Annotated in this window: 21 protein-coding genes; 1 reads left to right on the forward strand and 20 read right to left on the reverse strand. The window is 52.0% G+C overall.

All coding sequences use genetic code 11. The annotated features are described in order from the left end of the window. Positions 1 to 274 precede the first annotated feature (274 nt). The 20 genes from HMPREF9469_RS10115 to HMPREF9469_RS10210 form a co-directional block, all read right to left on the reverse strand. Positions 275 to 958 (reverse strand): V-type ATP synthase subunit D, encoded by a 684-nt coding sequence (locus HMPREF9469_RS10115; protein WP_007861605.1) that lies wholly within the window; start codon positions 956 to 958, stop codon positions 275 to 277. 29 nt (positions 959 to 987) lie between these two features. After that, positions 988 to 2,361: a V-type ATP synthase subunit B gene (locus HMPREF9469_RS10120; RefSeq protein WP_007861607.1), complete on the reverse strand. Its 1,374-nt coding sequence runs from the start codon at positions 2,359 to 2,361 to the stop codon at positions 988 to 990. After that, positions 2,361 to 4,136 (reverse strand): V-type ATP synthase subunit A, encoded by a 1,776-nt coding sequence (locus HMPREF9469_RS10125; RefSeq protein WP_007861609.1) that lies wholly within the window; start codon positions 4,134 to 4,136, stop codon positions 2,361 to 2,363. Before HMPREF9469_RS10125 ends, HMPREF9469_RS10120 begins: the two co-directional genes overlap by 1 nt. Before the next feature lie 24 nt (positions 4,137 to 4,160). Next, positions 4,161 to 4,481, reverse strand: coding sequence for a V-type ATP synthase subunit F (locus tag HMPREF9469_RS10130; protein WP_007861611.1), 321 nt, complete (start codon positions 4,479 to 4,481; stop codon positions 4,161 to 4,163). Continuing rightward, positions 4,474 to 5,442 (reverse strand): V-type ATPase subunit, encoded by a 969-nt coding sequence (locus tag HMPREF9469_RS10135; RefSeq protein WP_007861613.1) that lies wholly within the window; start codon positions 5,440 to 5,442, stop codon positions 4,474 to 4,476. Before HMPREF9469_RS10135 ends, HMPREF9469_RS10130 begins: the two co-directional genes overlap by 8 nt. A gap of 17 nt (positions 5,443 to 5,459) precedes the next feature. Further along, the gene (locus HMPREF9469_RS10140; RefSeq protein WP_007861615.1) at positions 5,460 to 6,053 is read right to left on the reverse strand and encodes a V-type ATP synthase subunit E; all 594 of its coding nucleotides are present in this window, start codon (positions 6,051 to 6,053) and stop codon (positions 5,460 to 5,462) included. A gap of 45 nt (positions 6,054 to 6,098) precedes the next feature. Further along, positions 6,099 to 6,581, reverse strand: coding sequence for a V-type ATP synthase subunit K (locus tag HMPREF9469_RS10145; RefSeq protein WP_007861617.1), 483 nt, complete (start codon positions 6,579 to 6,581; stop codon positions 6,099 to 6,101). A 2-nt stretch (positions 6,582 to 6,583) separates the two neighbouring features. Further along, positions 6,584 to 8,599, reverse strand: a complete 2,016-nt coding sequence (locus HMPREF9469_RS10150) for a V-type ATP synthase subunit I (RefSeq protein WP_007861618.1) — start codon at positions 8,597 to 8,599, stop codon at positions 6,584 to 6,586. Positions 8,600 to 8,653: 54 nt separating this feature from the next. Continuing rightward, complete coding sequence (locus HMPREF9469_RS10155; RefSeq protein WP_007861620.1) at positions 8,654 to 8,962, reverse strand: hypothetical protein; 309 nt, start codon at positions 8,960 to 8,962, stop codon at positions 8,654 to 8,656. A 675-nt stretch (positions 8,963 to 9,637) separates the two neighbouring features. Then, positions 9,638 to 12,685 (reverse strand): efflux RND transporter permease subunit, encoded by a 3,048-nt coding sequence (locus HMPREF9469_RS10160; protein WP_007861624.1) that lies wholly within the window; start codon positions 12,683 to 12,685, stop codon positions 9,638 to 9,640. 14 nt (positions 12,686 to 12,699) lie between these two features. Further along, entirely contained in the window at positions 12,700 to 13,827 is a 1,128-nt protein-coding gene (locus tag HMPREF9469_RS10165) for an efflux RND transporter periplasmic adaptor subunit (RefSeq protein ID WP_007861626.1), read from the reverse strand. A gap of 202 nt (positions 13,828 to 14,029) precedes the next feature. Beyond that, positions 14,030 to 14,923: a LysR family transcriptional regulator gene (locus tag HMPREF9469_RS10170; protein WP_007861630.1), complete on the reverse strand. Its 894-nt coding sequence runs from the start codon at positions 14,921 to 14,923 to the stop codon at positions 14,030 to 14,032. Then, complete coding sequence (locus HMPREF9469_RS10175) at positions 14,920 to 15,879, reverse strand: acetamidase/formamidase family protein (protein WP_007861632.1); 960 nt, start codon at positions 15,877 to 15,879, stop codon at positions 14,920 to 14,922. The genes HMPREF9469_RS10170 and HMPREF9469_RS10175 overlap by 4 nt, the downstream gene beginning before the upstream one ends. Continuing rightward, complete coding sequence (locus HMPREF9469_RS10180; RefSeq protein WP_007861634.1) at positions 15,876 to 16,844, reverse strand: ABC transporter permease; 969 nt, start codon at positions 16,842 to 16,844, stop codon at positions 15,876 to 15,878. Before HMPREF9469_RS10180 ends, HMPREF9469_RS10175 begins: the two co-directional genes overlap by 4 nt. A gap of 26 nt (positions 16,845 to 16,870) precedes the next feature. Then, complete coding sequence (locus tag HMPREF9469_RS10185) at positions 16,871 to 17,818, reverse strand: ABC transporter permease (protein WP_007861637.1); 948 nt, start codon at positions 17,816 to 17,818, stop codon at positions 16,871 to 16,873. Between the two features lies 1 nt (position 17,819). Further along, a complete protein-coding gene (locus HMPREF9469_RS10190) occupies positions 17,820 to 18,848 on the reverse strand; it encodes an ABC transporter ATP-binding protein (protein WP_007861639.1) in 1,029 nt (342 codons plus the stop codon). Continuing rightward, positions 18,832 to 19,821: an ABC transporter ATP-binding protein gene (locus HMPREF9469_RS10195; RefSeq protein WP_007861641.1), complete on the reverse strand. Its 990-nt coding sequence runs from the start codon at positions 19,819 to 19,821 to the stop codon at positions 18,832 to 18,834. The genes HMPREF9469_RS10190 and HMPREF9469_RS10195 overlap by 17 nt, the downstream gene beginning before the upstream one ends. Before the next feature lie 179 nt (positions 19,822 to 20,000). After that, on the reverse strand, positions 20,001 to 21,656 hold the full coding sequence (locus HMPREF9469_RS10200) for an ABC transporter substrate-binding protein (protein WP_007861642.1): 1,656 nt from the start codon (positions 21,654 to 21,656) through the stop codon (positions 20,001 to 20,003). Between the two features lie 305 nt (positions 21,657 to 21,961). Beyond that, positions 21,962 to 23,125: an amidohydrolase family protein gene (locus HMPREF9469_RS10205; protein ID WP_007861643.1), complete on the reverse strand. Its 1,164-nt coding sequence runs from the start codon at positions 23,123 to 23,125 to the stop codon at positions 21,962 to 21,964. 13 nt (positions 23,126 to 23,138) lie between these two features. Beyond that, positions 23,139 to 24,452 (reverse strand): GntP family permease, encoded by a 1,314-nt coding sequence (locus HMPREF9469_RS10210; protein WP_007861644.1) that lies wholly within the window; start codon positions 24,450 to 24,452, stop codon positions 23,139 to 23,141. A 143-nt stretch (positions 24,453 to 24,595) separates the two neighbouring features. Here HMPREF9469_RS10210 and HMPREF9469_RS10215 point away from each other — a divergent pair, with 143 nt between their 5' ends. Continuing rightward, positions 24,596 to 25,570: a LysR family transcriptional regulator gene (locus tag HMPREF9469_RS10215; protein WP_007861645.1), complete on the forward strand. Its 975-nt coding sequence runs from the start codon at positions 24,596 to 24,598 to the stop codon at positions 25,568 to 25,570. Positions 25,571 to 25,604: the final 34 nt, after the last annotated feature.

The raw sequence follows: 25,604 nt of genomic DNA on the forward strand, positions 1-25,604 counted from the left end.
CCTCCCATCTGGTTGAACGTACGCTCGTCCCCTCCCCGTCCCCATCTCTCCAGAAGATCTGATGAGCGGAAGAGTCCGGGAGTACACTTGACAAAAGAGTCCGGCATGCCGGGCTCTCCCACAGTTAACGAATAATCCCAGGACGAGGCATATCTGCCACTTCCTGGGATTAACTCTAACATAATTATTATCTTCTGTCCACCCGGGCCGGAGGGCATTTCCATAAAAGTTTCATAAACCGATCACACAGATGGTCCGGCCGCCCCATCCGGTCTTACACCTCATCCACCACAGGAACCACTTCCCTCTCGCTGTAGTGGTGGGCTTCTTCAAGCATCATATCCTTAACCTTCATAAGCCTTGTCTGGGAACTGCGCTCATTTTCATCCAGCTTCATTGTGATATAGCGGATGTTCTGCTGGGTCTCGGGAATCATTACATGTTCCAGAGCATTTACACGGCGGCGGGTCTTCTCGATCTCCGCTGCCATGAGCTGGCAGGATTTCTCACACTCAGCCAGGCGCAGCATATCCGGCAAAAGATCTGCCAGGCTCTTTACCGCATCATCCAGATCACTGGAGGTAAAGGCAAATCCATAGGAGTAGATGTCATTGGGGTCTGACGTCCTGGTCTTATATTTAAACACCGGGATCTCCACACTCATGACGTTCCTTGTCTCAGATTCCAGATAAACCTCCTGCTTGGGGGCCATTAGGGCCACATTCAGGGCTTCATCCGTCATACCGGAGCGGGCCAGCACAAAATTCTGGTTGGCCGCAGCGATCCCTGCCTCCACCTTTTCACGAAGAGCTTTGTTCTCACGCACCAGGTCCAGGAACTGACGCATCAATTCATCCCGCTTATCCTTTAAGAGCTTATGTCCCCTGATGGCTGTGGCCAGCTTTTTCTTGAGACGGGTAAGCTCCATACGGGTGGGATTCACATGTTTTGCACCCATGTTATGTCAACTTCCTTTCTGACTGCTGGTTATTTTGCATCATAGTAAAGGTCAAGGAATTTGTCCTTAATACGTTTCAGCTCGCTCCTTGGAAGGATGCGCAGCAGCTTCCAGCCGATCTCCATGGTCTCTTCGATCTCACGGTCCGCATAGTAGCCCTGGGATACATACTCCTTCTCAAACTCATCTGCAAACTTGGCGTACAGCTTATCCATATCAGTCAGAGCCGCCTCGCCCAGGATTACCATCAGTTCCTTGGCATCCTTACCACGGGCATAGGCTGCAAACAGCTGGTTCATAACATCGGCATGGTCTGCCCTTGTCTTGCCCTCGCCGATACCCTTATCCTTCAGACGGGACAGGGACGGAAGCACATCGATGGGCGGTGTCACGTTCTTGCGGTACAGTTCACGGCTAAGGATGATCTGGCCCTCGGTGATATAACCTGTAAGGTCAGGGATCGGGTGGGTCTTGTCATCCTCAGGCATGGTCAGGATCGGGATCATGGTGATGGAACCGGTCTTGCCCTTCTGGCGTCCTGCTCTCTCATAAAGGGAAGCCAGGTCGGTATACATATATCCGGGATAACCGCGGCGTCCGGGAACTTCCTTACGGGCTGCGGAGATCTCACGGAGTGAGTCTGCGTAGTTTGTAATATCGGTGAGAATGACAAGCACGTGCATGTTCTTCTCAAATGCCAGGTACTCTGCAGCTGTCAGGGCCATACGCGGTGTTGCGATACGCTCTACGGCAGGGTCATTGGCCAGGTTGATGAACATGACGCTTCGGTCAATCGCACCTGTCTCACGGAAGCTCTCCATGAAGAAGTTTGCCTCCTCAAAGGTGATGCCCATGGCGGCGAACACAACGGCAAATGGCTCATCAGTGCCGCGCACCTTTGCCTGACGTGCGATCTGAGCCGCCAGGTTGGCATGGGGAAGACCGGATGCAGAGAAAATGGGCAGTTTCTGTCCACGTACCAGGGTGTTCAGCCCATCGATGGCGGAAACGCCGGTCTGGATAAACTCCTCAGGATAGCTTCTGGCTGCCGGGTTCATGGGCAGGCCGTTGATATCCATACGCTTTTCGGGCAGGATGTCGGGACCGCCGTCAATGGGCTTGCCCATGCCGTCAAACATACGGCTTAACATATCCTCGGACACACCCAGCTCCATGGTACGTCCTAAGAAACGCACCTTACTTGAATCCAGGTTGATACCCGTGGCTGCCTCATACAGCTGTACCATGGCATTGCCGCCATCGATCTCCAGAACCTTGCAGCGGCGTCTTTCGCCGTTAGCCAGTTCGATCTCTCCCATCTCATCGTAGGTTACTCCCTGTACGCCGCGGACCAGCATAATAGGACCTGCTACCTCTTCTATTGTTCTATATTCCTTGGGCATTAGAAGTCCTCCTTTCTGCTCAGCTCATCGTTGATCTCATTCTCCAGGGTCTTGATGACATCTGCGTAAACCTTATCCAGATCCGGTTCCTCGGTGTATTTGAAACGGCCGATCGCCTCACGGACAGGAAGGCTTACCAGGCGCTCGATATTCACGCCCTTGCCCAGAGCATCCTGAGACTGGTCATAATAAGCCATCATCAGCTTCATCATCATATGCTGCTTCTTTAAGGATGTAAATGTATCAATCTCATGGAAGGCATTCTGATGCAGGAAGTCCTCACGGATGGAACGGGCTGCTTCCAGTTTCAGACGGTCCGGGGCGGACAGTGCGTCCATACCAACCAGCTGCACGATCTCGTTCAATTCCGACTCCTCCTGGAGCAGACGCATCAGACGTGAGCGCAGTTCGGTCCAGTCGCTCTCCACCTCTGCATTAAACCATTTTTCCATGGTGTCCACATACAGGGAGTAGCTGGTAAGCCAGTTAATGGCCGGGAAATGTCTCTTGTATGCCAGGTCGGCATCCAGGGACCAGAATACTTTTACAATACGCAGGGTTGCCTGAGTAACAGGCTCGGAAATATCGCCGCCTGCAGGGGATACGGCACCGATTACGGAAAGGGCGCCTTCTCTGTTGTCACTGCCCAGGGAGATCACCCGGCCGGCACGCTCGTAGAACTGCGCCAGACGTGAACCCAGGTATGCAGGGTAACCTTCCTCACCGGGCATTTCCTCCAGACGTCCTGACATCTCACGGAGAGCCTCGGCCCAACGTGATGTGGAGTCTGCCATCAGGGCCACGGAATAGCCCATGTCACGGAAATACTCGGCAATGGTGATACCTGTATAAATAGATGCCTCACGTGCCGCAACGGGCATATCCGAGGTATTTGCGATCAGAACGGTACGCTCCATCAGAGACTTTCCGGTCTTTGGATCCTTCAGCTCCGGGAACTCGTTCAGAACATCGGTCATCTCGTTGCCGCGCTCGCCGCAGCCGATATAGACCACGATGTCAGCGTCAGCCCACTTAGCCAGCTGATGCTGAACCACTGTCTTACCTGAACCGAATGGTCCGGGAACAGCCGCAACACCGCCCTTGGCAATGGGGAAAAGGCAGTCGATAACCCTCTGCCCTGTTACAAGAGGCATATCAGGAGACAGCTTTCTCTGGTAAGGACGGCCCTTACGTACAGGCCACTTCTGCATCAGGGTCACCGGATGCTCCTGTCCCTTTTCATCAGTCACAACCGCCACCGTGTCGGTTACGGTGAACTCGCCGCCGCTTATATAGGTCAGAGTTCCCTGGATCCCCACAGGGATCATGATCTTCTGCACCACTACATCGGTTTCCTGTACCGTACCGATGATATCGCCGCCGCCCACCTTGTCACCCTGGGCCACGGTTGGCTCAAAGGTCCATTTTTTCTCGCGCTTCAGGGAAGGTACCTCGACACCGCGGTTCAGCAGGTTTCCCCCTGTCTTTTCCATAATGGCGTCCAGAGGACGCTGGATACCGTCATATATACTTCCGATCAGGCCAGGCCCAAGCTCCACGCTCATGGGCACGCCTGTGGATTCCACCGGCTCACCAGGTCCAAGTCCGGAGGTTTCTTCGTAAACCTGAACGGAAGCCTTATCGCCATGAATCTCTATGATTTCACCAATCAAACGCTGGTCGCTAACGCGAACAACATCGAACATGTTGGCGTCGCGCATGCCCTCTGCAATAACCAGAGGACCGGCTACTTTTTTAATTACGCCTTTGCTCATCTTTTACCTCCTCAGTTATGAGCACTACTGCCCATTAAATATAATGTCAGAGCCAACTGCCTGCTCCACTGACTTTTTAACTGCCATGATCCCCTTGCCCGTATTGCCGGACACGCCGGGAATCAGTATAATGGCCGGAAGGTCAGCTTCACGGAAGCGGTCAATCTCCGGTTCAACCTGGGCTGCCAGGGCTTCTGTGATGTAGATCACCGCATATCCGCTCTCTGCCAGATCCCTTATCTTCTTTCCTGCCTCCACCGGGTCTGTGAGGGGAAATGGTTCCAGACCCAGAGCGGCGAATCCGTAGATACTGTCACGGTCGCCCATTACTGCAATCTTATACATACATCTCCCTTACCCTTTCCCGGATGGACTCTTCGGGAAGGTGGTTGAGTTTCCCGGAAAGTACGATCCGAACTGATTTTATTTCGTTCTCTCGTGCCAGAATATAAGCTGCCAGCGGTCCAAGTCCGAATGGGCTGTACTGCTGCGGCTTAATCTTACGGATCATCAGATTGTCGCACCACCGTTCAAAAGCTGAAGGTGAGCGGCGCAACTCCTCTACCGCATCTGCATAGGTGGTGGATTCCAGGTAAATGCCGATGGCATCCACTCCCTCTATGGCCGCCTGGGTCAGGCGGACCGTGTCCAAGGTATCACAAGGCGCCAGCGCCTGTTCCAAAAATGCCCTGTCCTTACCGGTACGGGATGCCCGCACCGCTGTCTTTATATCTGCTGCCGCAACTGTCAGCTCCGCATAAAGCTTTAAGAACTCATTGCCTGAGGATTTACCGGCATGGTAAATAGCTTCCAGCGCCGCCCTGTCAATGATGATATCGCAGAGCTGGCCGTCCTGTGTGTGCAGAAGAGCCTTGTAGGCTTCCTCCGCAGGCACTCTCATGGGCTCCGGAAGATTCTGGAATTCTCTGTTCTCAATTGCATCGTGTATCAGCTTTACATCCACGGTTCCCTGGTCAATGTAGATCCCGGGGTACTCATGGCCCATGCGGACCTCCTTGATGGCTGCCTTCAGATTATGGTAATCGTTGGCGTACAGGAACACATCAAATACGGACATGTCCTCCACCAGCTCTGAAATCAGCCCCCAGGTCTTCCTCCGCTCAGCGGCCAGGATGGCTTCAGCATCCTTGGTGCTGTCGTCTCCCCAGCCCTTTTCAGTGAGAAGCTGGATACACTCATCATAGCTTTTTGCAGCTGTCAGCTGCTCTAAAAATGCACCGGATAGCAGGGACAATTCTTTGGAACGGATACGGGCTACTGCATAAACATATTGTTTGTCTGCCATTTAAAATGTTCCTCCGTTCATGAAAAAAGAATTTCCTGCACCTTATCCTGTAATGTCTCATGGGCTGAATCAAAGAGCGCATCAATGGAACAGTTCTCCTCAATCCCTCCATAAGTAAGCACAAATCCTCCGTCAATATCCCTTGTGGCATTGGAAATGCGCAGCGCTGCGCCCTTGTCAGTCAGGGCCGCATTCAGTTTATCCTCAAATCCCTGGGGCATCCGGGCCAAATCCTTATCTGATAACAGAAGTTCGCCCTTGCCCGCCTGGGCGGATTTTACCGCCAGCTTCAGAATCATCTCAAAATAGGCATCCGTGTCCATATCCTTAAGCTCGGCTTTGGCCCTGGCAATGGTCTCGCCAATGAGTCTCTGCTTCTCGGCCAGGATACTTCCCCTCTTCCTAAGATCAGCGGCTGACTGCCCCCTTTCCAGGATGTTGGCAACGGACTGGCGTGAACGCCTGTCAATATCGGCGCACTCCCGCTCCGCTTCCTTACGGGCTGCTGCCAGGATCTGATCCGCCTCGCTGCGGGCTGCCGCTATGGTACGTGCCGCCGCTTCCTGGGACTCCTCTTTAATCTGGCTGATGATCTTATCTAATCCCGCCATGCGATGTTCTCCTTTCCTGATGTCTCCTGATATTTGGCCTGCCGATTATACGTTAACGCCGGCAATACCAAAGATAGCAAGAATGGAGATCAGCAGTGCCAGGATGGCGTAGGTCTCAACCATGGCCGGGAAGATCATAGCTTTACCAAACTGGTCAGGTTTCTTGGCAACCAGGCCGATACTTGCAACAGCGGCCTTGCCCTGCTTAATAGCGGAAAACCAGCCGACAAATGCCATAGGAAGGCATGCAGCCAGATATAAGAAGCCCTTAGCCAAAGAGATATCAGCGCTTCCACCCATGATACCGATCTGTGTCAGGGTGATGAAACCGATCAGCAGTCCGTAGATACCCTGTGTACCGGGAAGCAGCTGTAATACCAGTACTTTACTGAACTTGTTTGGATCCTCTGTCACAACTCCTGCTGCTGCCTCACCTGCAATACCAACACCAACGGCTGAACCGATTCCTGCAAAAAGTGCTGCAAGCACTGCTCCTGTTAACGCTAAAACAACTCCCATATTCTCCATAACTAAATGTCCTCCTTGACTTTATAATATTTGGTGTGAATGGCGAAGGGTTCAAATTTCCGTCCGCCTCCCTCATAAAACTTTCCAAAAAACTCCACATAGTGCAGACGGTTTGTGTGGACATAGGCGCCCAGGGCGTTGATCGCCAGGTTCAGGCTGTGTCCGATGAGGAATACCAGGATAAATACAATGGCTCCTGCAATATTGCCCCCTACCATGCTGCCCATCTTGTTAAATACGGTGGAGATAACGCTGGTAGCAAGTCCCAGTGCCAGCAGACGGGAGTAGGAAAGGATATCACTCAGATAAGAGGTGATCCCATATGCCCCGTACAGGCCCTTAAGGATGCGCTTAAACCAGCTCTTTGATTCACGCCCGCTGGTAAGTACGATTCCAATGAGTCCGATCACCGCCAGCACTGCTGCCACTGTCCCGGCGATTGGCGGGAGTGTGAAGGTAAGTCCCAGCATATCGGTAAACATGGACATGGTAAGCAGGTAAACGATACCGCCTCCCACCAGCATATACCAGAAAATCGCATCGTAGATGCCGTCTGCCAGGTTTCCGCTCCGCACACAGGAATAGAATTTGATCCCCAGTCCTGTAAACAGATGGATGATACCTAACACGAACGCAAACACCAGCATTTTCATAGGCAGGCTGACCGGCTCAAACCAGATGGGAGCCAGCCTGATGTCAGGCCTGTTAAAAAATGTGGTTGCGATCACGTTCACCGCATCTCCGAAAAAGCTGCCGAACATAAAGCCCCAGAACGCAGTGGAAATGCCGCAGTACATGAACATTTTCATGAATTTCTTCATACCGTCTTCCATGTTCTTAAACTTGGTAAGGCAGTATGCAGTGCCGGCCACCATGATCAGGCCATAGGCCGCATCGGAAAGCATGAGCCCGAACAGCACATAATAAAAGGTTGCCACTACCATGGACGGGTCGATCTCACCCTTTCCAGGAAGGCTGTAGCTCTCAATGACGCCTTCCACCGGCTCGGCAAATTTGTTATTGTGAAGAATAACCGGAACATCATCCTTTTCCTCCGGTTCGGAAAACTCGACCACTACTTCGTATTTTTCCTGAAGCAGCTTTTCAAGCCTGGGAGCTGTTTCCACTGAAACATACCCGGTAATAAGAAATACTCGTTTGGACTGCACCAGACCGTTTAATACTCCGTACTTTTCAGCACGCATGGTATAGTAGTCCATTACAAACTTGAGGGCTTCCCTGTCAGGCGCCATATCCGCGATCGCCTTCTCGGCTCCCGCGATCTCGGCACGCACCTTGGAAAGTTCTTCCTCCAGCTGCTGCTGCCGCTTGGCCGGCACCTGTGAGCTGAGGGGAGGTTTTACAAAATTCAGCTTCTTTAACCCATCCTCAACTGCCTCCGCATCCTTTTTTGCACAGACGATGAATAAACAGGTCTGCTCCTTGGATGCACTGACAATGTTTACATCAATGGTATCTGCCTGGGGCGCAAGCTCACCAAGCCTTTCTGTGATCTGTTCCAGGGAAATCTCTTCCTGTATGGAACCGATGAATGCCACGGATTTCTTTGTTCCCTTAAAGTCCAAAGGCAGATCAAAGCTTTTCCATGGCGCCAGTGCCTCCATCTGCTGTTCCAGCTTCGGAATCATGGCACTGTGTTCGCCGATCTGTTTTGCCAGATCCTGCAGGCGGTAGGCTTTTTTCATAGTCTCATCATGGTTTACCGCGTTAGCCTCGTACTCTTCCACTGACAGGAGTTCCCTGCCTGCAAATGAGGATAACATGCCTTTGTCCTCAGGAGCATACTTGCTCAGGACCATGATCGCCTGCTCCGCTATGGCGGCGTTTCGTTCAAATACGGTTTTGGAAGACGTTACGTCCATCTTCTGGAACATATCATCTTCCTGCAGCACATTGCTGATTTCCAGTACCCCTTGGCGCTGCAGAAGCTCAAGGGTGCCCTTGCGGTCCTTTTTCAGGCCGCAGATCAGCACTTTTTTCATAGGCACTACTGCCAACCTTAAGCGCCTCCCTTCCTGACCTTTCCGCGATTGTTTGATCGTGGACGTTCCTTACAGCAGTTCCGATAAAATGACCTTGACTGCCTGCTGTTGTTTCTCGGCTACGGCACTGCGCAGGGCTTCCAGTTCTTTTACTTCCTCTGCACCTGCTGCGTGCATCATCTGCTCACCCTGAGCCTTTGCGTCTTCTTCGGCCCGCACTGCAGCTTCTCTGGCAGCGCTTGTCATGTCTGCCTTTAACTGCACACCCTGGGCCTTTGCCTCCGCCACAATTGCTTCCGCCTGTTTTACTGCATCTTTTTCCGCTGACTCGGCAGCTGCCTCTGCCTGGCGAATTGCATCAATTGTCTCCTGGGCCAATCCAAATCCCCCTTTCTTTCCCGGACATCCCACAGGACATCTGCGTGGAGTATGTACCTAGTTTACGCAGATAAGCCCGCAGGAATACTATGGCAAATACTTTTCTACTGCAAAATGACAAGTTATCTAGTATTTGTCCATATCTTTCCTATTATTTTTGTACAATATGAATAGATTATAACCCATGACTAAAAATTTAGCAATCCACTTTCTAACTTTTTCATCAAAAAGTTTTAGTAATTCTAAAAATTTTTGTATATCATACAAAAACTTCTATAAATCTACTCATATCGGGATTGTTATAATAATAACAATCTTCTGTATCAAAATAGGCTGCAGAGCCAAGGTGCAATCTCCTCCCCCTTTGCTGCAGCCACATTTGTTTTTATGATACCATCATTTTTCAATTTTGAAAACAGTAATTTTTTAACATTTTTTTAACAGGTCTAGGGCTGCCAGTGAAAAAAGGCGTAGGATGTCACAAATGAACCGACTCCCATCATAGCGATCCCCAATGCTGCTGTTATTTTATACTTTCTCATAAGCACCTCCTGAATTTACCGCTTTTACCGGCCATACTTTCATTAATATGGTATAGATCATCACCGAGGCAATGATTCCAACGCTGCAAAAAAAGACATGAGCTGATCCTCCAGCCCATGTCTTTTTTATTAATTAATCTGAAATAATCACACGCTTCTTTCCGCCTCCGTTCATGAGACTGTAATATGCAGGAAGCATAAGCAGTGACAGAATGGTGGACGCGGTCAGACCGCCGATATTAACAAGTGCAAGGCCCTGGGTGGTGCTTCCGCTGTCTCCAAGGGCCATAGCCATTGGAACCATGGAAACAACCGTGGTCAGGGTGGTCATGAGGATCGGCCTTAAACGGGTGGCGCCCGCCTCGATCAGGGCAGTATTCAGATCCATATCCCGCCGGTATTGGTTTACGGTATCCACATAGAGGATACCATTGTTGACAACCGTACCAACCAGCATAAGGAAGCCCAACAGGGACGTCATACTGATGGCGCTGTCCGCGATCCACAAAAGCCCGAAGGCACCTATAAGGCAGAAGGGGATGGTGGTCATAACCATGATGGAGAACTTGGGTGACTCAAACTGCGCTGCCATGACCACAAATACCAGGAAGATCGCCAGTGCAATGGCCTGGAACAGGGCGGCGAACTCGGTTGCCATGGACTCCTCCTGGGAGTTCTGGGCAATACTTACGGTTCCGCTCACATTGGGCATCACCACATCTGTCAGAAGCTGTCCTTTTGTCTCCTTGGTTGAATTCTCCGTATAAATACCGCTGATGGTCACACGGTACTGTTTATCCTGTCTGGTGATGGATGCCGGGCTGTCCGCAAAGCGGATATCAGCCACATCCGTCAGTGCCACAGATTTGCCTGAGGATGTCTGCAGAGTGATGCTCTCCACCTGATCCAGGGTCTTATAACGGTCCTTTGGATACTCCACCTTTACATCCACATCATCACCATTGATATTCATGGTGGTAGGGGTCACGCCGCTGAGCATATTGTTAAGGGTCCCGCCGATCTGCGCCGGAGTCAGCCCCGCTGCCCTGGCTTTGATGGGGTTTACAGTAACCTTGACAACTGACGCTGCATTTTCCAGGGATGAGTGCACTTTTGTCAGTTCAGGCCTGTCGCTGAGCTGGGCGGCGATCTTATCGCTGACTGCCTTTAAATCATCATAATTGGTACTCTGGAGCTCTACCGTATAATCATTGTCAGAACCCATCATGGCGCTCACCTGCGAGTAAGCCTCCACTGTTATATTGGTATCCGGTATCCCTGCCAGCTGCTGCTTCCAGAGTTTTACCACCTCATCCGTTTCCATATGTCTGTTTTTTTTCAGATAAACAGAAATATTGGGGTCGGAACTCATGCTCAGTCCGGAGCTTCCCGCCATGGTGAAATAGGATTCCACATCAGGATGCTGGGATACGATCCCTTCGATCTCTTTCATGATCTGGTCTATCTTAGCAATCTTCATACCGGGTTTTACTTCCGCGGTTATGGTGATCTGACCCTGGTCGTCCTCTGCCATAAGCTCTGTATCCAGGTTCTTGGCAAGAAGGAATGAGAATGCCAGCAGCAGTACGGACGCCAGCATAATGAGGCCGCGCTTCTTTAATATCTTTTTCATGATATTCCTGTAAGCTGCCTGCATTTTTTCCACAGGCCTTGAGAATGGCGCTGAACTTCTCTCAATGGGTTTATAGATCATGTAGCACAGCGGAACCACCGTGATAGCTGATATAAGGGAAGCCGTCATACAGAACACAATGGTAAAGCCCAGAGGCCGGAACATCATGCCTGTCATTCCTCCAAGCATAGCCAATGGAAGGAATACCACGCAGGTGGTCAGTGTGGAACCGATAACCGACTGATACACAACCCCGGTTCCTGTTAAGGCAGCCTTGGAATATTCCTTAAAGCCAGTGTCGTCCGTGGCCCTGAAACAGCTCTCCAGCACAACCGTGGAGTTATCCACCATCATACCAACACCCAGCACCAGGGCGCTTAGGGTGATAACGTTCAGGCTAAAGCCCATAAGCTGCATCAATATTAGGGACGCCAGAATAGACACAGGTATGGAACTTCCTACGATCAGCGAAGCCTTCAGATCCCCGAAGAACAACCAGATAATGACCATGGATATAATGATGGCCAGGATCATGGTTTCAATAACGGAACTCAGTGATGACATGATGGAATCCTTATCATCATTGACTACCGTAATCTGGAGATTTGGATCCAGCTTGGTGACCTGCTCCACTACCTTGCTCACATCTTTGGATACGGTAAGGGTGGCTGCGTCCTGCTGCTTGCTGACCGTAAGTGCCACGATGTCCTCGGGCACCCCGTTCTCAGCCTTATAACGCGCAATACTTTCCATATCGTCCGCGCCCATATAGATCTCAGCCACATCCCCCAGGTACACGATATTCCCGCCCGAAACAGTAAGGGGAATATCCTTCAGGCTCTCCATAGTCTCAAAGGGCTGCTCTGTGGAAACCGCCAGTTTCTGGTCTCCAACCTCGGTATCGCCCGCAGGGTATGTAAGGTCAGCGCCTGTGATGTCGCCTGCAATGGAGTTCATGGTCACCCCATACTGCTTCAGCTTTTCAGGCATCAGCACGACCTTGATATGTTTCTGGGCGCCTCCCACAAGGGATACCTCAGCCACGGAAGACAATTTTTCAAATTCAGGAACCAGGTTATTATTTACATAGTTATATAGGTCATCATCCTCGCCATGGCTGACTGCCATGATCACATTGGGCATGATGCTGGTATTCAGTTCCAGCATTATGGGATCATCAGCATCGTCCGGCAGTTCCGCCTTGGCAAGATCCATCTGCTTTTTCAGGTCGTCATAAGCATCATTCATATCTGTTCCATAGTCATATTTGAGCATGACGATGGACATATTTTCCTTGGACTGGGAAGAAATGGTATCCAGACCGCTAAGGGTACTGGCCCTGTCCTCTATGGGTTTTGTAACCAGCTCATTGACATCATCAGGGCTGGCTCCGGCATAGACAGTCATAACAATCATCATGGACATGTTCATATCCGGCATTAACTCCAAAGGTGACTTCATCACCGAGGATAAACCGAACACAATCAGGCACAGGATTGCAAGAACCGTACTGACCGGTCTTTTTAAGACAAGTTTCGTTAAGCCCATTTTGCTGCCTCCTTCTACTGTGCTGCGCTTGTGTCTGCGGCTGGACTTTCAGCTTCATCCGTCTGTCCGGCATCTTCGCCGGCTCCCGTGTCCAGGGTTACCTTTGTTCCCTCCTTTAATTCGGAGGTCCATGTGGTAAGCACCATATCATCCAGGGTAAGCCCTGAAAGCACAGAGATATTCTCGCTGTCAAATATGCCCACTTCCACCGGCACTTCATGGATCACGCCCTCTGCCTGGTCATATGTATAGACATACGCATCCCCTGACTTGTAATAAACGCAGTGGTTGGGAATGAGCATCACATTCCTGGCGGAAGCAGATGGAACCTGGATCTCCACACTGGTTCCCGGAGCCATGGTCTCCTGATCATCCACCGATGCCTTTACCTTAAAAAGGCCCACGGATGCCTCGGCCATATTGTTGATCTCAACAACAGAGCCGCCATATTGATTTCCTTCCTTTGTCACGGTAACAGGAGCACCCAGGCTCAGATTGTTTTTCACCTTCTCCGTCACATAAAAGGTCACATTATTGCCGCTTTCCCCGGCAATGACACACATCTGCATGGAGGACCCCACCGTATCGTGAAGCTCTACATTCAGCTGTTCCACCCGGCCGTTAATAGGGGATGTTACATGGCTGAATTCCATCTGTGTCTCATATCCGATCTTAGCTGATTCATACTGAAGGCGCTTTGCCTCTGCGGCTGTCTGGTATCCCTCAAATTCTTTGTCAGATACAAACCCGGAAGCGTGAAGGGGCGCCATGCGGTTTAATGTGGACACGGCATCATCCCAGGCTACCTTGGCGGTATCCATGGCATTCTTGGACGTGGCCACCTGCTTGGTATCGATCTCAACCAGCACCTGTCCGGCTGCCACTGTATCCCCTGCCTTTACGTTGACGGCGGTAACGTCACCACCTGCCTTTGGATATATGTAGACAATATCCGCCGGTTCAATAGTACCTACCAGATTGGTCGTCAACTCTATATTGCCCATAGCCGGCGGCTGTACCATGACCACCGGGTCAGGGGTGGGGGCAACAGGTTCTTCTTTCCTGAAAATGCGGACAATCAAAAATGCAGCGATCGCCACAATAATGATTCCCCAGATAATACGCATCTTTGCCTTTTTCATCTTCTCCTCTTTCCTTTCATAACCTTTATTATTTTTAGATTCATTCATAGCTTGAGATAAAAAACAGGGGAAATGGGCTGCTGCAGCTACCACCTTTCCCCGACCATAAATACCTTTTATCAAACCAACCATCTAGTATTTTAGACAGTGACACCCTCTTTTGTCTAACATCAAAATGCGGATAATTAACAACCATATGTTGTTAATTATAAAGTTTTTTCAAATATTTAATAAAATTTTCAAACCTCTTCTCGTTTTCCTTCCGCCACACCATAAGCACACTGGCATTCACCTGGTTCTCGGCATCGGGAAGGGGGAACAGTTTCAGGCGGTCCCCATAATTGTGATAAAACTCCTTAAAACTGATATGGATCCCTTCATTTGCGATCAAAGCCAGTTCCAGGCTGTTGACATTCTCATAAAAACGGGCTTTTTGCAGCACATGCTCCTGTTTTGACAACAGTTCAAACAGATGCATCTCCGCGCCTGCGAAAAAGTTCTTGTACAGGCAGAGCATGGTCTCCCCCCTAAAATCCTCTATGGATACCTCCTCCTTGTCTGCCAGGGGATTTTTCCTGGATACCACATAGTACAGGGGAAGTTTCCCTATGCACAGCACACCGTATTTCTCCCTCAGCTGCTCATGGGTGGGCAGGAAGCTGACCGTCATCATAAGATCCGGGTTTCCGGTTGTCATATCCTTGATGCTGGTAAACTCACTGATCTCAAATTCCGTGTCAGGGTCAACGGCCATGTAGTCGGCCAGCAGATTGCCCGCTTTTTCTATGATCCCGTTCATTCCCACCACTGCCACATTGATCCTGCTCTTGGCCCGCTCCCCTTCTTCCCTGGCCATGTCCACGGAGTCGCTTATCTCCTTTGGTATATCCTTCCAACGCCATAAAAGCAGCTCCCCGCTCCTTGTAAGGCGCACATCCCTAGTGGTCCTGTCAAACAGGCGCAGTTCCAGCTCCTTTTCCAGCGAGGCGATCTGGCGGCTGAGCCCCTGCTGGGAAATATAAAGCCGGCTGGCCGCCTCTGTAAAGTTAAGGGTCTTGGCCGCTTCCAGAAAGCATTCCATCTGGTGAATGGTCATGGACGGACCTCCTGTTCTCCCTTTAAGCCCCGGGTCCGGGTAATGGATTCCTGATCAGCAAATCCATAAAACCCCAGCTTTTCCAAGGGCCATTTGGGCATTTCCAGGCGCACTGTCTTTTGGGGATTTACGATCTGGCACACCACCAGGTTTCCCAGCATGTCAATAAGCATTCCCGTATCCAGCTTAGAAAGCCCTGCTTCAACAGTCAGGAACGTAAACATCTGGTCCGCGGCCTTTTGGCATGCCTCATCCACGTTTTCCCGGGAGGCAATGGCGATCCAGCGATCCCCTGTCTCCACCAGCGGCCATGGGATGGGATGGTTTTTTACCACATCCACCTGGACCGTGACCCGGCCGCCGGTCTCCACGCCGCAGTTTCCGCACTCGCCGTCACCCATCACCGCATGCAGGTCTCCCATTGCCAGAAGGGCGCCGGGCACCCGGACCGGAAGGTACAGTACCGCGCCGGGCCCAATGCTGGTGCAGTCCATGTTGCCTCCATGATCCCCGGGCGCCAGTGTGCTCACCGCATGCCCTTTGGGGGCGGTGCCGATAACGCCAATCATAGGGCGGACCGGGATCTGAAGATGTCCGTAATGGACCATGCCGTCCTTTACAGGAAGCCGTCTGATGATATATTCGGGGAAATGCTCCTTCAGCGCCCCTGCCGTGGGTCCCTTGTCCAGGATCCCCACCTGGTCCAGCTCTATATTCCTGATTGCCAGGCGCAGTATATCCTGAGGACAGGCCCCTTCTATATATACCGGTCCGGTGGCCGGATTGGCCAGGCTTTTGTCCATATGGTCAAAGTCAGACCCTTCCCTCAGAAGCTGCCCCATATGGCAGTCATATGTCTCAAATATAAGGGTTTCCCCGGGTCCGGCGCTTGCAGCAGGCACATGGTCCGGGGAAAATGTATGGATAACGTGTTTCTTCTCTATATACCGGTTCATTCTGCAATCTCTCCTTTTTCCCGGGTGGATGCTGATTTACCACTGGAGCTTGATCCGCCGGCGGACGCCGGTCTGCGGATGGTCATGACCGCGGATGGGTCCAGGGCGTCCCGGAGCGCATCCCCCACAAAGTTGATGGCCACCACAAGGATCACGATTAAAAGCCCCGGAGGGATCCAGAGCCATGGCTGTCTGGTCAGCACCGTAAGGGACTGGGCGCTGTTTAACATATTGCCCAGGCTGGCTGCCGGGGGTTGTACGCCCATGCCGAGAAAGCTTAGGGACGCCTCGTCCAGCATGGACAGGGCCATAACAGAGGTGGCGTATACCAGGATGGGAGCCACTGTGTTGGGCAGAATCTCGGAGAACAGGATATGCCGCGTGGGCATCCCCGCCACAATGCTGCCTTTTACAAAATTGGTCTCCCGAAGGCTCAGCACATTGCCCCTCACCAGGCGGGCGATGCCGGGCCAGTCCACAAATCCCAGGATCAGGATAATGCTCCAAAGGCCAGGCTCAAAGATGGCGGCCGCCACCAGCACCAGAAGGATATAGGGGAAGGACATCACCATGTCCGTAAAGCGCATGATGGCAATGTCCAGCCATCCCCCAAAGTATCCGCCCAGCAGTCCCAGTATGACTCCGATGGCCGTTGATATGGCAGTGGCCAGCACGCCTACCAGAAGGGAGATCCTGGTGGCGTACAAAAGGCGGCTGAACATATCCCGCCCGATCTGATCCGTGCCAAGGATAAACTTAAGGCTGGGAGCAGCGCCGAAAGGCCCTGCGATCTCCTCAGGGTCATAGGGTGCTATGATCGGGGCCAGCACGGCCGCGGTGCAGATAACAGCCAGGACAGCCAGGCTGAAACAGGCCAGCCGGTGGTGGCGGAACCTGCGCCATACGGTCTGCCAGTAATTTTCTCTTCCAATTTCATCATTTAATGTAACTTTATCTTTTTTCATTCTATCTGTTTAACTCCTGTTAACCACTACTCGTACTGGATGGCCGGATTCACAATGGCATACACAATGTCCGTTACCAGATTTGCCACAAGCACTACCACGGCAGACAGCAGGCATACACCCATGATCACGGGATAGTCCCTGTTAAGGATGGCGCTCATGGTCATCAGCCCAAGACCGGGCCAGGAAAAGAGCTGCTCCACGATCACGGCCCCTCCGAACAGGACGGGGATCTGCATTCCGATCACTGTCACAATCGGCACCAGGGCATTGCGCAGGGCGTGCTTGTATATGACCCTTGGCCTTCCAATCCCTTTGGCCCTGGCTGTCCGGAGATAGTCCTGCTGGAGGATCTCCAGCACCGCGCTGCGGATATACCGTATGTTGGTCCCTGCCATGGACACGGAGAGCACCAGCACGGGCATCACCATATGGGCCGCCACATCCGCGGCGCCCCCGGAGGTTCCCAGGGTGACCATGCCTCCTGATGGCAGTATACCCAGGTTTACAGTGAAAATATAGACCAGCAGCAGGGATAGGAAAAAGCCGGGTATGCTGCTTCCGAAAAAAGAAGCGGTCACCACAGCATAGTCCCCCTTGGAATACTGGTGGATGGCGCTGTATATTCCGGCCGGAACCGACATGATCAGGCTTACGATCAGGGACACGCCCATGAGAAGCAGGGTTGGCCCCAGGTGGCTTCCTATCATGGCGCTGACCGCCTCATAGGATTTAATGGAGTATCCCATGTTTCCCTGGAGCAGCTGTCCCAGCCATACGAGATACTGGATATAAAAGGGCTGGTCCAGCCCCAGCGCCGCCTCCTTGGCCGCCACGGCCGCCTGGGAGATACGGGCGCCCTGCATCATCTCAAGAGGGCTTCCCGCAAAGCACATGATGGCGTAATCAATGATGGTGATGCCGATCAGGGTGGGCAGAGCGATCAAAAGGCGCTTTATAATGTATTTTGTCATATCAGCTCACTCCTCCCTGGATTACACGGCCCCCGCCCCCGATTGTATGGATACATGATACAAGATGCCTGCTTCCCACGGGTGCGGACTGAAGAACCATGTCCGCATCCGCGCACTCTCCGGTGCGGCGCGGACATCTGGGATAAAAGGGACATCCGTCCGCCGGTCCTGTCTCGGACTCCGCCTCCCCCTCAATAATGCCTTTTCCACGCCTCTTTCTGGTTCTTGGATCAGCCAGGGGCACCGCATCAAACAGCGCCTTGGAATATGGATGCTGGGGATGCTCAAACAGTTCCCGGCTGTCCGCCAGTTCCACGATCTGCCCCAGGTACATGACTGCGATACGGTCACTCACATAGTTGACCGCACCCAGTCCATGGCCGATAAAAATGCAGGTCAGGTTCAGTTCCTGCTGCAGCTCCTTAAGAAGGTTCAGGATCTGGGCCTGGATGGACACGTCCAGGGCGCTCACCGGCTCATCGCAGATCAGCAACTGTGGTTTTAATGAAAGGGCCTTGGCAATGCCGATCCTCTGCCTTTGGCCGCCTGAAAATTCATGTGGGTAACGGCCAAGGGCATTCTGGGGAAGTCCCACCATGTCCAGCAGCCGTTCCACCTCCCTGTGTATGGTGCTCTTATCTGCAAGTCCATGGTACAGCATGGGCTCTGACAGGATTTCATATATATGCTTCCTGGGGTTCAGGGATGAGTAGGAGTCCTGGAACACCATCTGCAGCTGTGTGCGTATGGACCGCATCTGGCCGGCGCTTATATTGGCCAGATCCTTTCCCTGATACAGGACCCTGCCTCCGGTGGGGCGCTCCAGCCCCACGATCTGGCGGCCCAGGGTGGACTTGCCGCAGCCGGATTCTCCAACCAGCCCCAGGGTCTCGCCTTTATACAGGGAAAAGGACACTCCGTCCACTGCCCTGATCTCCCCCGAACTGCGGGAAAACATCCCGCTTTTGGCGGAATAATATTTTTTCAGATTCTCTACCTGCAAAAGAGGCACTTCATGATTCAGCGGCATTTTCCTCAACCTCCTTTACGCGGCAGCATCTCACCCGATGCCCGGCCCTGATCTCCTCCGCTGTCTGAGGATACCGGCAGATATCCTGTCTGTATGGACACCGGTCCGCAAATCTGCATCCCATAATGGAATCATACTGTTCCGGCACAATGCCCTCAATGGATTCCAGGACCCGTTCCTTTCCGTCCCGGATCTCCGGCACTGAGCGCAGAAGCGCCCTGGTATAGGGGTGGGCCGGATGGTCAAACAATTCCAGCACAGGGGCCTGCTCGATCATCTGTCCCGCATACATTACCAGCACGCGGTCAGCCATCTGGGCAACCAGCCCCATGTCATGGGTGATCAAAAGCACGCTCATCCCCAATTCTTCCCTCAATTCCAGGATAAGATCCATGATCTGGGCCTGGATGGTCACATCCAGGGCAGTGGTTGGTTCATCCGCGATGAGAAGGGATGGATTGCAGGACAGCGCCATGGCGATCATTACTCTCTGCCTCATACCGCCCGAAAGGAGATGGGGGTACCGCTTCATCACGGAGTCGGCGCCTGGAAGGCCCACCCTTTTCAGCAGCATCAGTGCCCGTGCTTTTGCCTCCTCTTTGCCAAGACCCATGTGGATGCGGATGCTCTCCGTCATCTGGTTTCCTATTGTAAACACAGGGTTCAGGGAAGTCAGGGGATCCTGGAATATCATAGTGAGCCTGTCCCCTCTGACCTGGTCCAGCTCCTTCTCAGTCAGTTCCAGAAGGTTCCTTCCTTCAAACATCACCCTGCCGGACGTAACCTTGCCGCCACGTCCCAAAAGCCCCATAACGGACAGGGAGGTGACACTTTTCCCACAGCCGGATTCCCCCACGATACAGACCACCTCACCTGGATCCACATAGAAATCCACATGGTCTACGCTGATATTTTTTCCTCCATCCCCGGAAAATGTAACTTCCAGATCCGAGACTTCCAGGATATGCGACATAATATTTCCTCATTTCTACTGCGTACTGTAAATTTTCTCCTGCCGGCACCGGGTATTCCTCTTCCATCTGCCGGGTATTCCCTTATGGGCACCGGATATTCCTCCTCCGTCCATCTGAATCAAGAATACCCAGAGAGCGTAACGCCCCCCGGGATTCAGTCATAAGCGATTCAATTGGCTTACTGGGCTATATCCCACTGCTCCACATGGTTCAGGAACCCGTATACGCTGGGCTCCGCACCTGTGAGGCGCTTATTAACAGCCGCCATGGTTTTGATGATATAGGCCGAGAACATGGGTACATCCTCCTGTACCTGCTTATCTATAATGGAGTACAGCCCCTTCAGCTCACCGATATCGCTGGAAAGCTGCACCTTGGACAGTGCCTCATTCACCTTATCATTGCTGTATTCCGTCCAGCTGCCCTCACCGCCCAGAAGCCATGCAACATCTGCGTAGGGATCTACCGGCGGGTAGGTGTACTGCACTGCCATCACGTCAAAATCTCCTTTGTTAGCATTGCCAAGGAGTGTGTTTATATCCATGGTCTGGATATCCGCCTTGATCCCCACGGCCGCCCACTGCGCCGCAATGACAGAAGCGGCGTTGACAAAAGTGCTGTCACCTGAATCAATGCAGAACTTAATGGTCTTATTTTTGTCCCAGCCACTCTCCTCCAAAAGGGTCTTTGCCTTCTCCGGATCATAGGTCACAGGAGTGATGGACTCATCAAAGTAGGGGCTGGCAGAGGACAGGAATCCTTCCGATACCTCCCCATTGCCCTTTAACAGCTGGTCCAGGATCTGCCGGCGGTCAATGGCGTACAGCATGGCCTGGCGGACCTTTGCATCCGGTATGTTGGATGTGCGGATAAATACGGACTGGTTGGTGATAGGATCGCCAAAGGACACATTCACATTCTCCAGGGACTGGACGCTCTCATAATCCTCCAGGGGAATGGAGCTCATGGTATTCTGGGTCACATCGATCTCCCCTGACTTAAGGCCTGCATAGAGCTGGCTTCCCTCCACGATCTTAATGTTCAGACGGTCGATCTTAGGCGCTCCCTTCCAGTAATCCTTATTAGCCTCATAGGCCACATAGTGATCCCGGTCAAATTCAGTTACCCTGTAAGGTCCGCTGACCACATCCGGCTTGTTGAACCAGGGGTCTGACATAAGATTTTCCTCGCTGATATTCTCGATCACATGCTTTGGAAGGGGCATGAGATACCGGGCATAGGATGCTTTAAATGTGATCAGGGACATGGGTGCCTTGGTGGTAAAGCGCACGGTCTTGTCATCCACTTTGGTGATGCCCTCCACATGGTCGGCTCCCGCCTCCACAAATCCGTCATCGCCCACGCCCTCAAATACATAGTACATCATGGCCACATTCCCAATAACAGGGCTGCAGATACGCAGGGCCGTATAAATCACATCATCTGCGGTCACCGGGGTTCCATCGGACCAGACAGCCTGATCATCAATATGCACCAGGAAGTTGCTGCCATCCTCCGCCGTGATGGAGTCAGCCAGCATTCCCTCAAAATTCATATCCTTATCCAGGTCCATCAGCGGAAGGAACATAAGGCCTGTGGCGTATTTGTTCATCTCCACCCCGTCCATCAAAAGAGGATTCAGGGTATTCAGGGAGCTTGTCACACCAATGTTTACGATCTTCTCCCCCACCGCCCCTGTCTGGGCTGGCGCCGAACCGCCCTCTGCCTGTATACCTTCATTTGCCTTTCCCTTACAGCCGGCCAGGGACAATGCCATAACCGCGGCCAATGCCAGGGAAACACACCGCTTTGCCACTCCTGTTGTATTCTTCATAATTCGTCCTCCCGATCAAGCACACTATTCATAGTAATTTAGTATGGTTTTATTTATATCATCACAGTCTCCAAATGTCAATAGCTCTGGTATTACAATTGACCAGCGTACCTTCTATTTTATCATAGGTAAAATTAAATGGAAAGACGAATCTGTAACAAGGGGGGATATAGTTTCATAAAAGACCGGGCTGTTTTTATGCCTTTTAGACAATTTCATGCCTTTCAGACAAATACAGCCCGGTCTTTTTGTATGATCTTTGTAACTGTTACTTAGTTTCTATCTTTTCCAGAAAGCTCCTATAATTATAGGAAGAAATCCGACTGGCAGAAGTTGATCTCCCCTGCGCACATGGTCATCTGGGGAACCAGGAGCTCATGGCTTGTCAGTTCCTCATCCCGGAAATCCTTTTGAGTAAAGCTCAGATCCTTCTGCTTCAGGATAACAATATCCGCATCCGCTCCCGGCTTTAACGTACCGATCTTACCCTCCATCCCCATGATCCTGGCAGGCACCGCGGTCACTGCCCTGAGGATATCCATCAGTTCCATGCCCAAGGTCCTGTATTTTGCCATGACAAAAAGGAGGTTTTTGGCATAGGGCGGTATATTAAACTTATCCAGGGTCAGGTCGGAGCTGATGATGTCGGGAAGGAACCCGGCTGCCAGAGCCCGTCTGGCTGTATCCACCCCAAAGTTCCCCCTGCCGTTGGCGGCATCGAAGATCACTCCCCGCTTCCTTGCTTCCAGCACAAGGGGTGATATCCCTCCGTCCTCCGTGACAATGGTATTGCCCGCGCCCTGGTAGCAGTGGCAGAAAATATCCCCCGGACGCAGGCACTGAGCCAGTTCGCCGGCTGTAATGGGTGCGTTGGTGGTGTGGACGCAGACCCTGAGGGAGGTCCCCAGCTTATTGTCCAGTTCCTCCGCAAGGTCTACGATCCGCTTCAGGTATTCAAGCCCCTTATCATCAGGCACCACGCCCTTTGACAGACGGATCTTAAGTCCCAGGATATTGTCCCGGTATTTGTCAATGACCCGCTCCATCCTGGGAAGGTTGATCAGGCAGGGATCAAAATCTTCGCACAGCTTAAAATCCAGCTGTCCTCCTGAAAATGTGGTCAGGAAGCTTTTTATCCTGACCGTGGACTGGGCGATCACGGATTTATAAAATGCCTCATAGGTAACCGTTCCTGCGGTTCCCGCGTCCACGGCAGCCGTGGTCCCCTGGGAGATCATGAAATCAGGGCGCAGGCAGGTGCCGCTTCCCTCATAGAAAATATGGGTATGGAAGTCAATAAGGCCCGGAGCCACAATACAGCCTGATGCATCGATCACATGGTCACATTCCACCATTTCCCCCTGGGGGTCTATAATTCTTGTATTTGAGACAACTACGTCCCGAATCTGGTCGGTGGCCGTGACAGGGTCCATGACCCTGCCGCCCCGAATGATAAAATCAGCTTTCATAATGTCACCTCTGTCAGATAATTCCCATGGTGCCGAGGACGCAGGCCAGGATGGCACAGCAGAACGGCATGATCGCACAGGTAATGAACACATGCTTATATGTATCCTTCTGGGAAGTCTTGGCGATCTGGTTGCACACCACCATGCCGGAGGCATGGGGCATTGCGTCAAAGCCCGAGGAGGCAATACATACCACCCGGTGAAGCATGGCTGTGTTCAGTCCGGTGGAAGCCAGATATCCGCCCATGCTGGAAAGGAAAATATTCAGTCCGCCTGCGGACGAACCTGTGATGGCCGCGATCACGTTGATGGAAATAAGAGCCGTGGCCAGAGGCCCGATGTTCATGTTCACCAGAGCGTCCGTGACGATCCCGTAAGCCGGTGAAGCGGATACCACGCTTCCAAATCCCATGATGGAGGAGGTGGCGATCAGTGCGCCCAGGCCGCCTGAGGCGCCGTCATTGATGGCTGACTGGATATCCAGCTTATCCTTATAAAGGATGCATCCGATCACAATGGCCAGGATCATGGCGCATGACACCGCGTATGTGGAGGGCATGGCGGTCAGCTTCTGGAAACCGAACATGGCGGCCAGGAGGACAACGATGGGAACATAGCATTTCCACACCTCAGGCGTCTTTCCCTGCTCCACGGACTGCAGATCCATGATGTTTTCCCCCGGGCTTGCCACAAAGTGTTCATTGTTTGCCTTTGCGGCCTTGATCTGCCAGTTCAGGTAAAGATAAGCTGCCGCAAACATGAGCACGGAGCAGATAATGCCGATCTTGGCTCCCGCGTAAGCCGTTGTGTTAAAATATGTAGTGGGCAGCAGATTCTGCGTGGACGGTGAACCTGGAAGCATGGCCATACACACGGTCACCGGACACACCATGATGGTTGCCACGATCAGTTTCTTCGGTATATCCGCTTTCTGGAACAGGGCGACTGCAATGGGATACACGGAAAATGCAATGATAAAAGTTCCGATTCCTCCATAGGACAGCACTAATCCGGTAATCATAATGACCAGGACCACTGACTTATCCCCCAAAAGCTTTAATAAACTGCCCGCTATCCCCACGGATGCGCCGCTTTCCCCCATTACCTTGCCGAATATGGATCCCAGCATGAACAGCAGGAACCAGCTCCCGGCAAACCCGCTCATCCCGGTCATAAAATTCTCAGTGATGGCGGACACGGGATTCATTCCATTAAATACGATCACAATAATAGCGCCCACTAAAGACACAATGGCCATGTGCCAGTTTTTCCAGATCAGGAAAATAACGGCCACGACAGCACAGACCAGCCCTACAATACCTAACATATTATACCCCTTTTCTTTTGATTTGTACATTTTCATGAAATAGTACTGACTTTTTGATATGTTTTTATTATAATAGCAGAGTAGTAAGAAGTGAACTTAAGAGTAATTATATCGGATAGTAGTAAAAGTGCGAAGGAGTTTTTATGGAATTAAGACAGCTGGAATATATGATCGCAATTGCAGACCACGGCAGCATTTCCAAGGCAGCGGAATCCCTTTTCATCACACAGTCCGGCCTGAATCAGCAGCTGATCAAGCTGGAACAGGAACTGGGGATCCAGCTGTTCTACAGGGATAAGCACCATCTGCAGGTGACCGCGGCAGGCAGGATCTACGTGGAAAATGCCCGTGAGATCATGAAGATCAAAAAGAATACTTACAATATCCTGTCTGATATGAAAAACAACACCGTGGGCGAGATCACCTTAGGGCTGACCCTGGAACACGGTATTGACCTGTTCACCTTTGTTTTTCCCAAATTCAACCGGCAGTATCCGGGCATTAACTTTCATCTGCTGGAGCGCTATGTGGCTGAGCAGCACAGCATGATCGCCGCAGGTAAGCTGGATTTTGGCCTGGTCATGCTGGGTGAGCAGGACAAGGTCAATCTGGAATACATCCCCCTGTACCAGGAGGAGATGATCCTGGGAGTGCCAAAAACCCATCCCTGTGCCGGTCAGTGCGCCGCCCCAGGGGAACCCATGCCCTTTATGGATCTAAAGCTCTTTAAGGAGGATACCTTTGCCCTGATGTTCCCCAATTCCACCATGCGCGGCATCATTGACCCGGCCTTTGCCGCGGCCGGATACCAGCCCAAGATATTGATCGAGACAGGCATGAACCACGCCCTGGTAAAGCTGGCTGCCACCGGCCTGTGCTGTACCGTCCTGCCCTTTTCCAGAGCCCTGTGCAGCCCGGACCGTGATGCTGTGTCCTGGTTCCGTCTCTCCCCTCCCATCAGCTGGACCACCTACATCACTTACCGCAAGAATACCCATTTAAACGAGGCATCCCGGTATTTTATACAGCTGGCTAAGGAGTATGGGGCGGAACTGGCCATGCAGATGAGACGGCCATTTCCCTGTTCAGAGGCCCCAGGCAGGGCGGCAGGTTTATAACGGATCCATAATAGGATGATTTTATAACCAAAAG

This window comes from [Clostridium] citroniae WAL-17108 (assembly GCF_000233455.1).
Classification (GTDB): Bacteria; Bacillota; Clostridia; order Lachnospirales; family Lachnospiraceae; genus Enterocloster; species Enterocloster citroniae.

Coding starts and splice junctions, on each gene's coding strand:
- HMPREF9469_RS10115 (WP_007861605.1), bottom strand. CDS start 958: ATGGGTGCAAAACATGTGAATCCCACCCGTATGGAGCTTACCCGTCTC.
- HMPREF9469_RS10120 (WP_007861607.1), bottom strand. CDS start 2,361: ATGCCCAAGGAATATAGAACAATAGAAGAGGTAGCAGGTCCTATTATG.
- HMPREF9469_RS10125 (WP_007861609.1), bottom strand. CDS start 4,136: ATGAGCAAAGGCGTAATTAAAAAAGTAGCCGGTCCTCTGGTTATTGCA.
- HMPREF9469_RS10130 (WP_007861611.1), bottom strand. CDS start 4,481: ATGTATAAGATTGCAGTAATGGGCGACCGTGACAGTATCTACGGATTC.
- HMPREF9469_RS10135 (WP_007861613.1), bottom strand. CDS start 5,442: ATGGCAGACAAACAATATGTTTATGCAGTAGCCCGTATCCGTTCCAAA.
- HMPREF9469_RS10140 (WP_007861615.1), bottom strand. CDS start 6,053: ATGGCGGGATTAGATAAGATCATCAGCCAGATTAAAGAGGAGTCCCAG.
- HMPREF9469_RS10145 (WP_007861617.1), bottom strand. CDS start 6,581: ATGGAGAATATGGGAGTTGTTTTAGCGTTAACAGGAGCAGTGCTTGCA.
- HMPREF9469_RS10160 (WP_007861624.1), bottom strand. CDS start 12,685: ATGGGCTTAACGAAACTTGTCTTAAAAAGACCGGTCAGTACGGTTCTT.
- HMPREF9469_RS10165 (WP_007861626.1), bottom strand. CDS start 13,827: ATGAAAAAGGCAAAGATGCGTATTATCTGGGGAATCATTATTGTGGCG.
- HMPREF9469_RS10170 (WP_007861630.1), bottom strand. CDS start 14,923: ATGACCATTCACCAGATGGAATGCTTTCTGGAAGCGGCCAAGACCCTT.
- HMPREF9469_RS10175 (WP_007861632.1), bottom strand. CDS start 15,879: ATGAACCGGTATATAGAGAAGAAACACGTTATCCATACATTTTCCCCG.
- HMPREF9469_RS10180 (WP_007861634.1), bottom strand. CDS start 16,844: ATGAAAAAAGATAAAGTTACATTAAATGATGAAATTGGAAGAGAAAAT.
- HMPREF9469_RS10185 (WP_007861637.1), bottom strand. CDS start 17,818: ATGACAAAATACATTATAAAGCGCCTTTTGATCGCTCTGCCCACCCTG.
- HMPREF9469_RS10190 (WP_007861639.1), bottom strand. CDS start 18,848: ATGCCGCTGAATCATGAAGTGCCTCTTTTGCAGGTAGAGAATCTGAAA.
- HMPREF9469_RS10195 (WP_007861641.1), bottom strand. CDS start 19,821: ATGTCGCATATCCTGGAAGTCTCGGATCTGGAAGTTACATTTTCCGGG.
- HMPREF9469_RS10200 (WP_007861642.1), bottom strand. CDS start 21,656: ATGAAGAATACAACAGGAGTGGCAAAGCGGTGTGTTTCCCTGGCATTG.
- HMPREF9469_RS10205 (WP_007861643.1), bottom strand. CDS start 23,125: ATGAAAGCTGATTTTATCATTCGGGGCGGCAGGGTCATGGACCCTGTC.
- HMPREF9469_RS10210 (WP_007861644.1), bottom strand. CDS start 24,452: ATGTTAGGTATTGTAGGGCTGGTCTGTGCTGTCGTGGCCGTTATTTTC.
- HMPREF9469_RS10215 (WP_007861645.1), top strand. CDS start 24,596: ATGGAATTAAGACAGCTGGAATATATGATCGCAATTGCAGACCACGGC.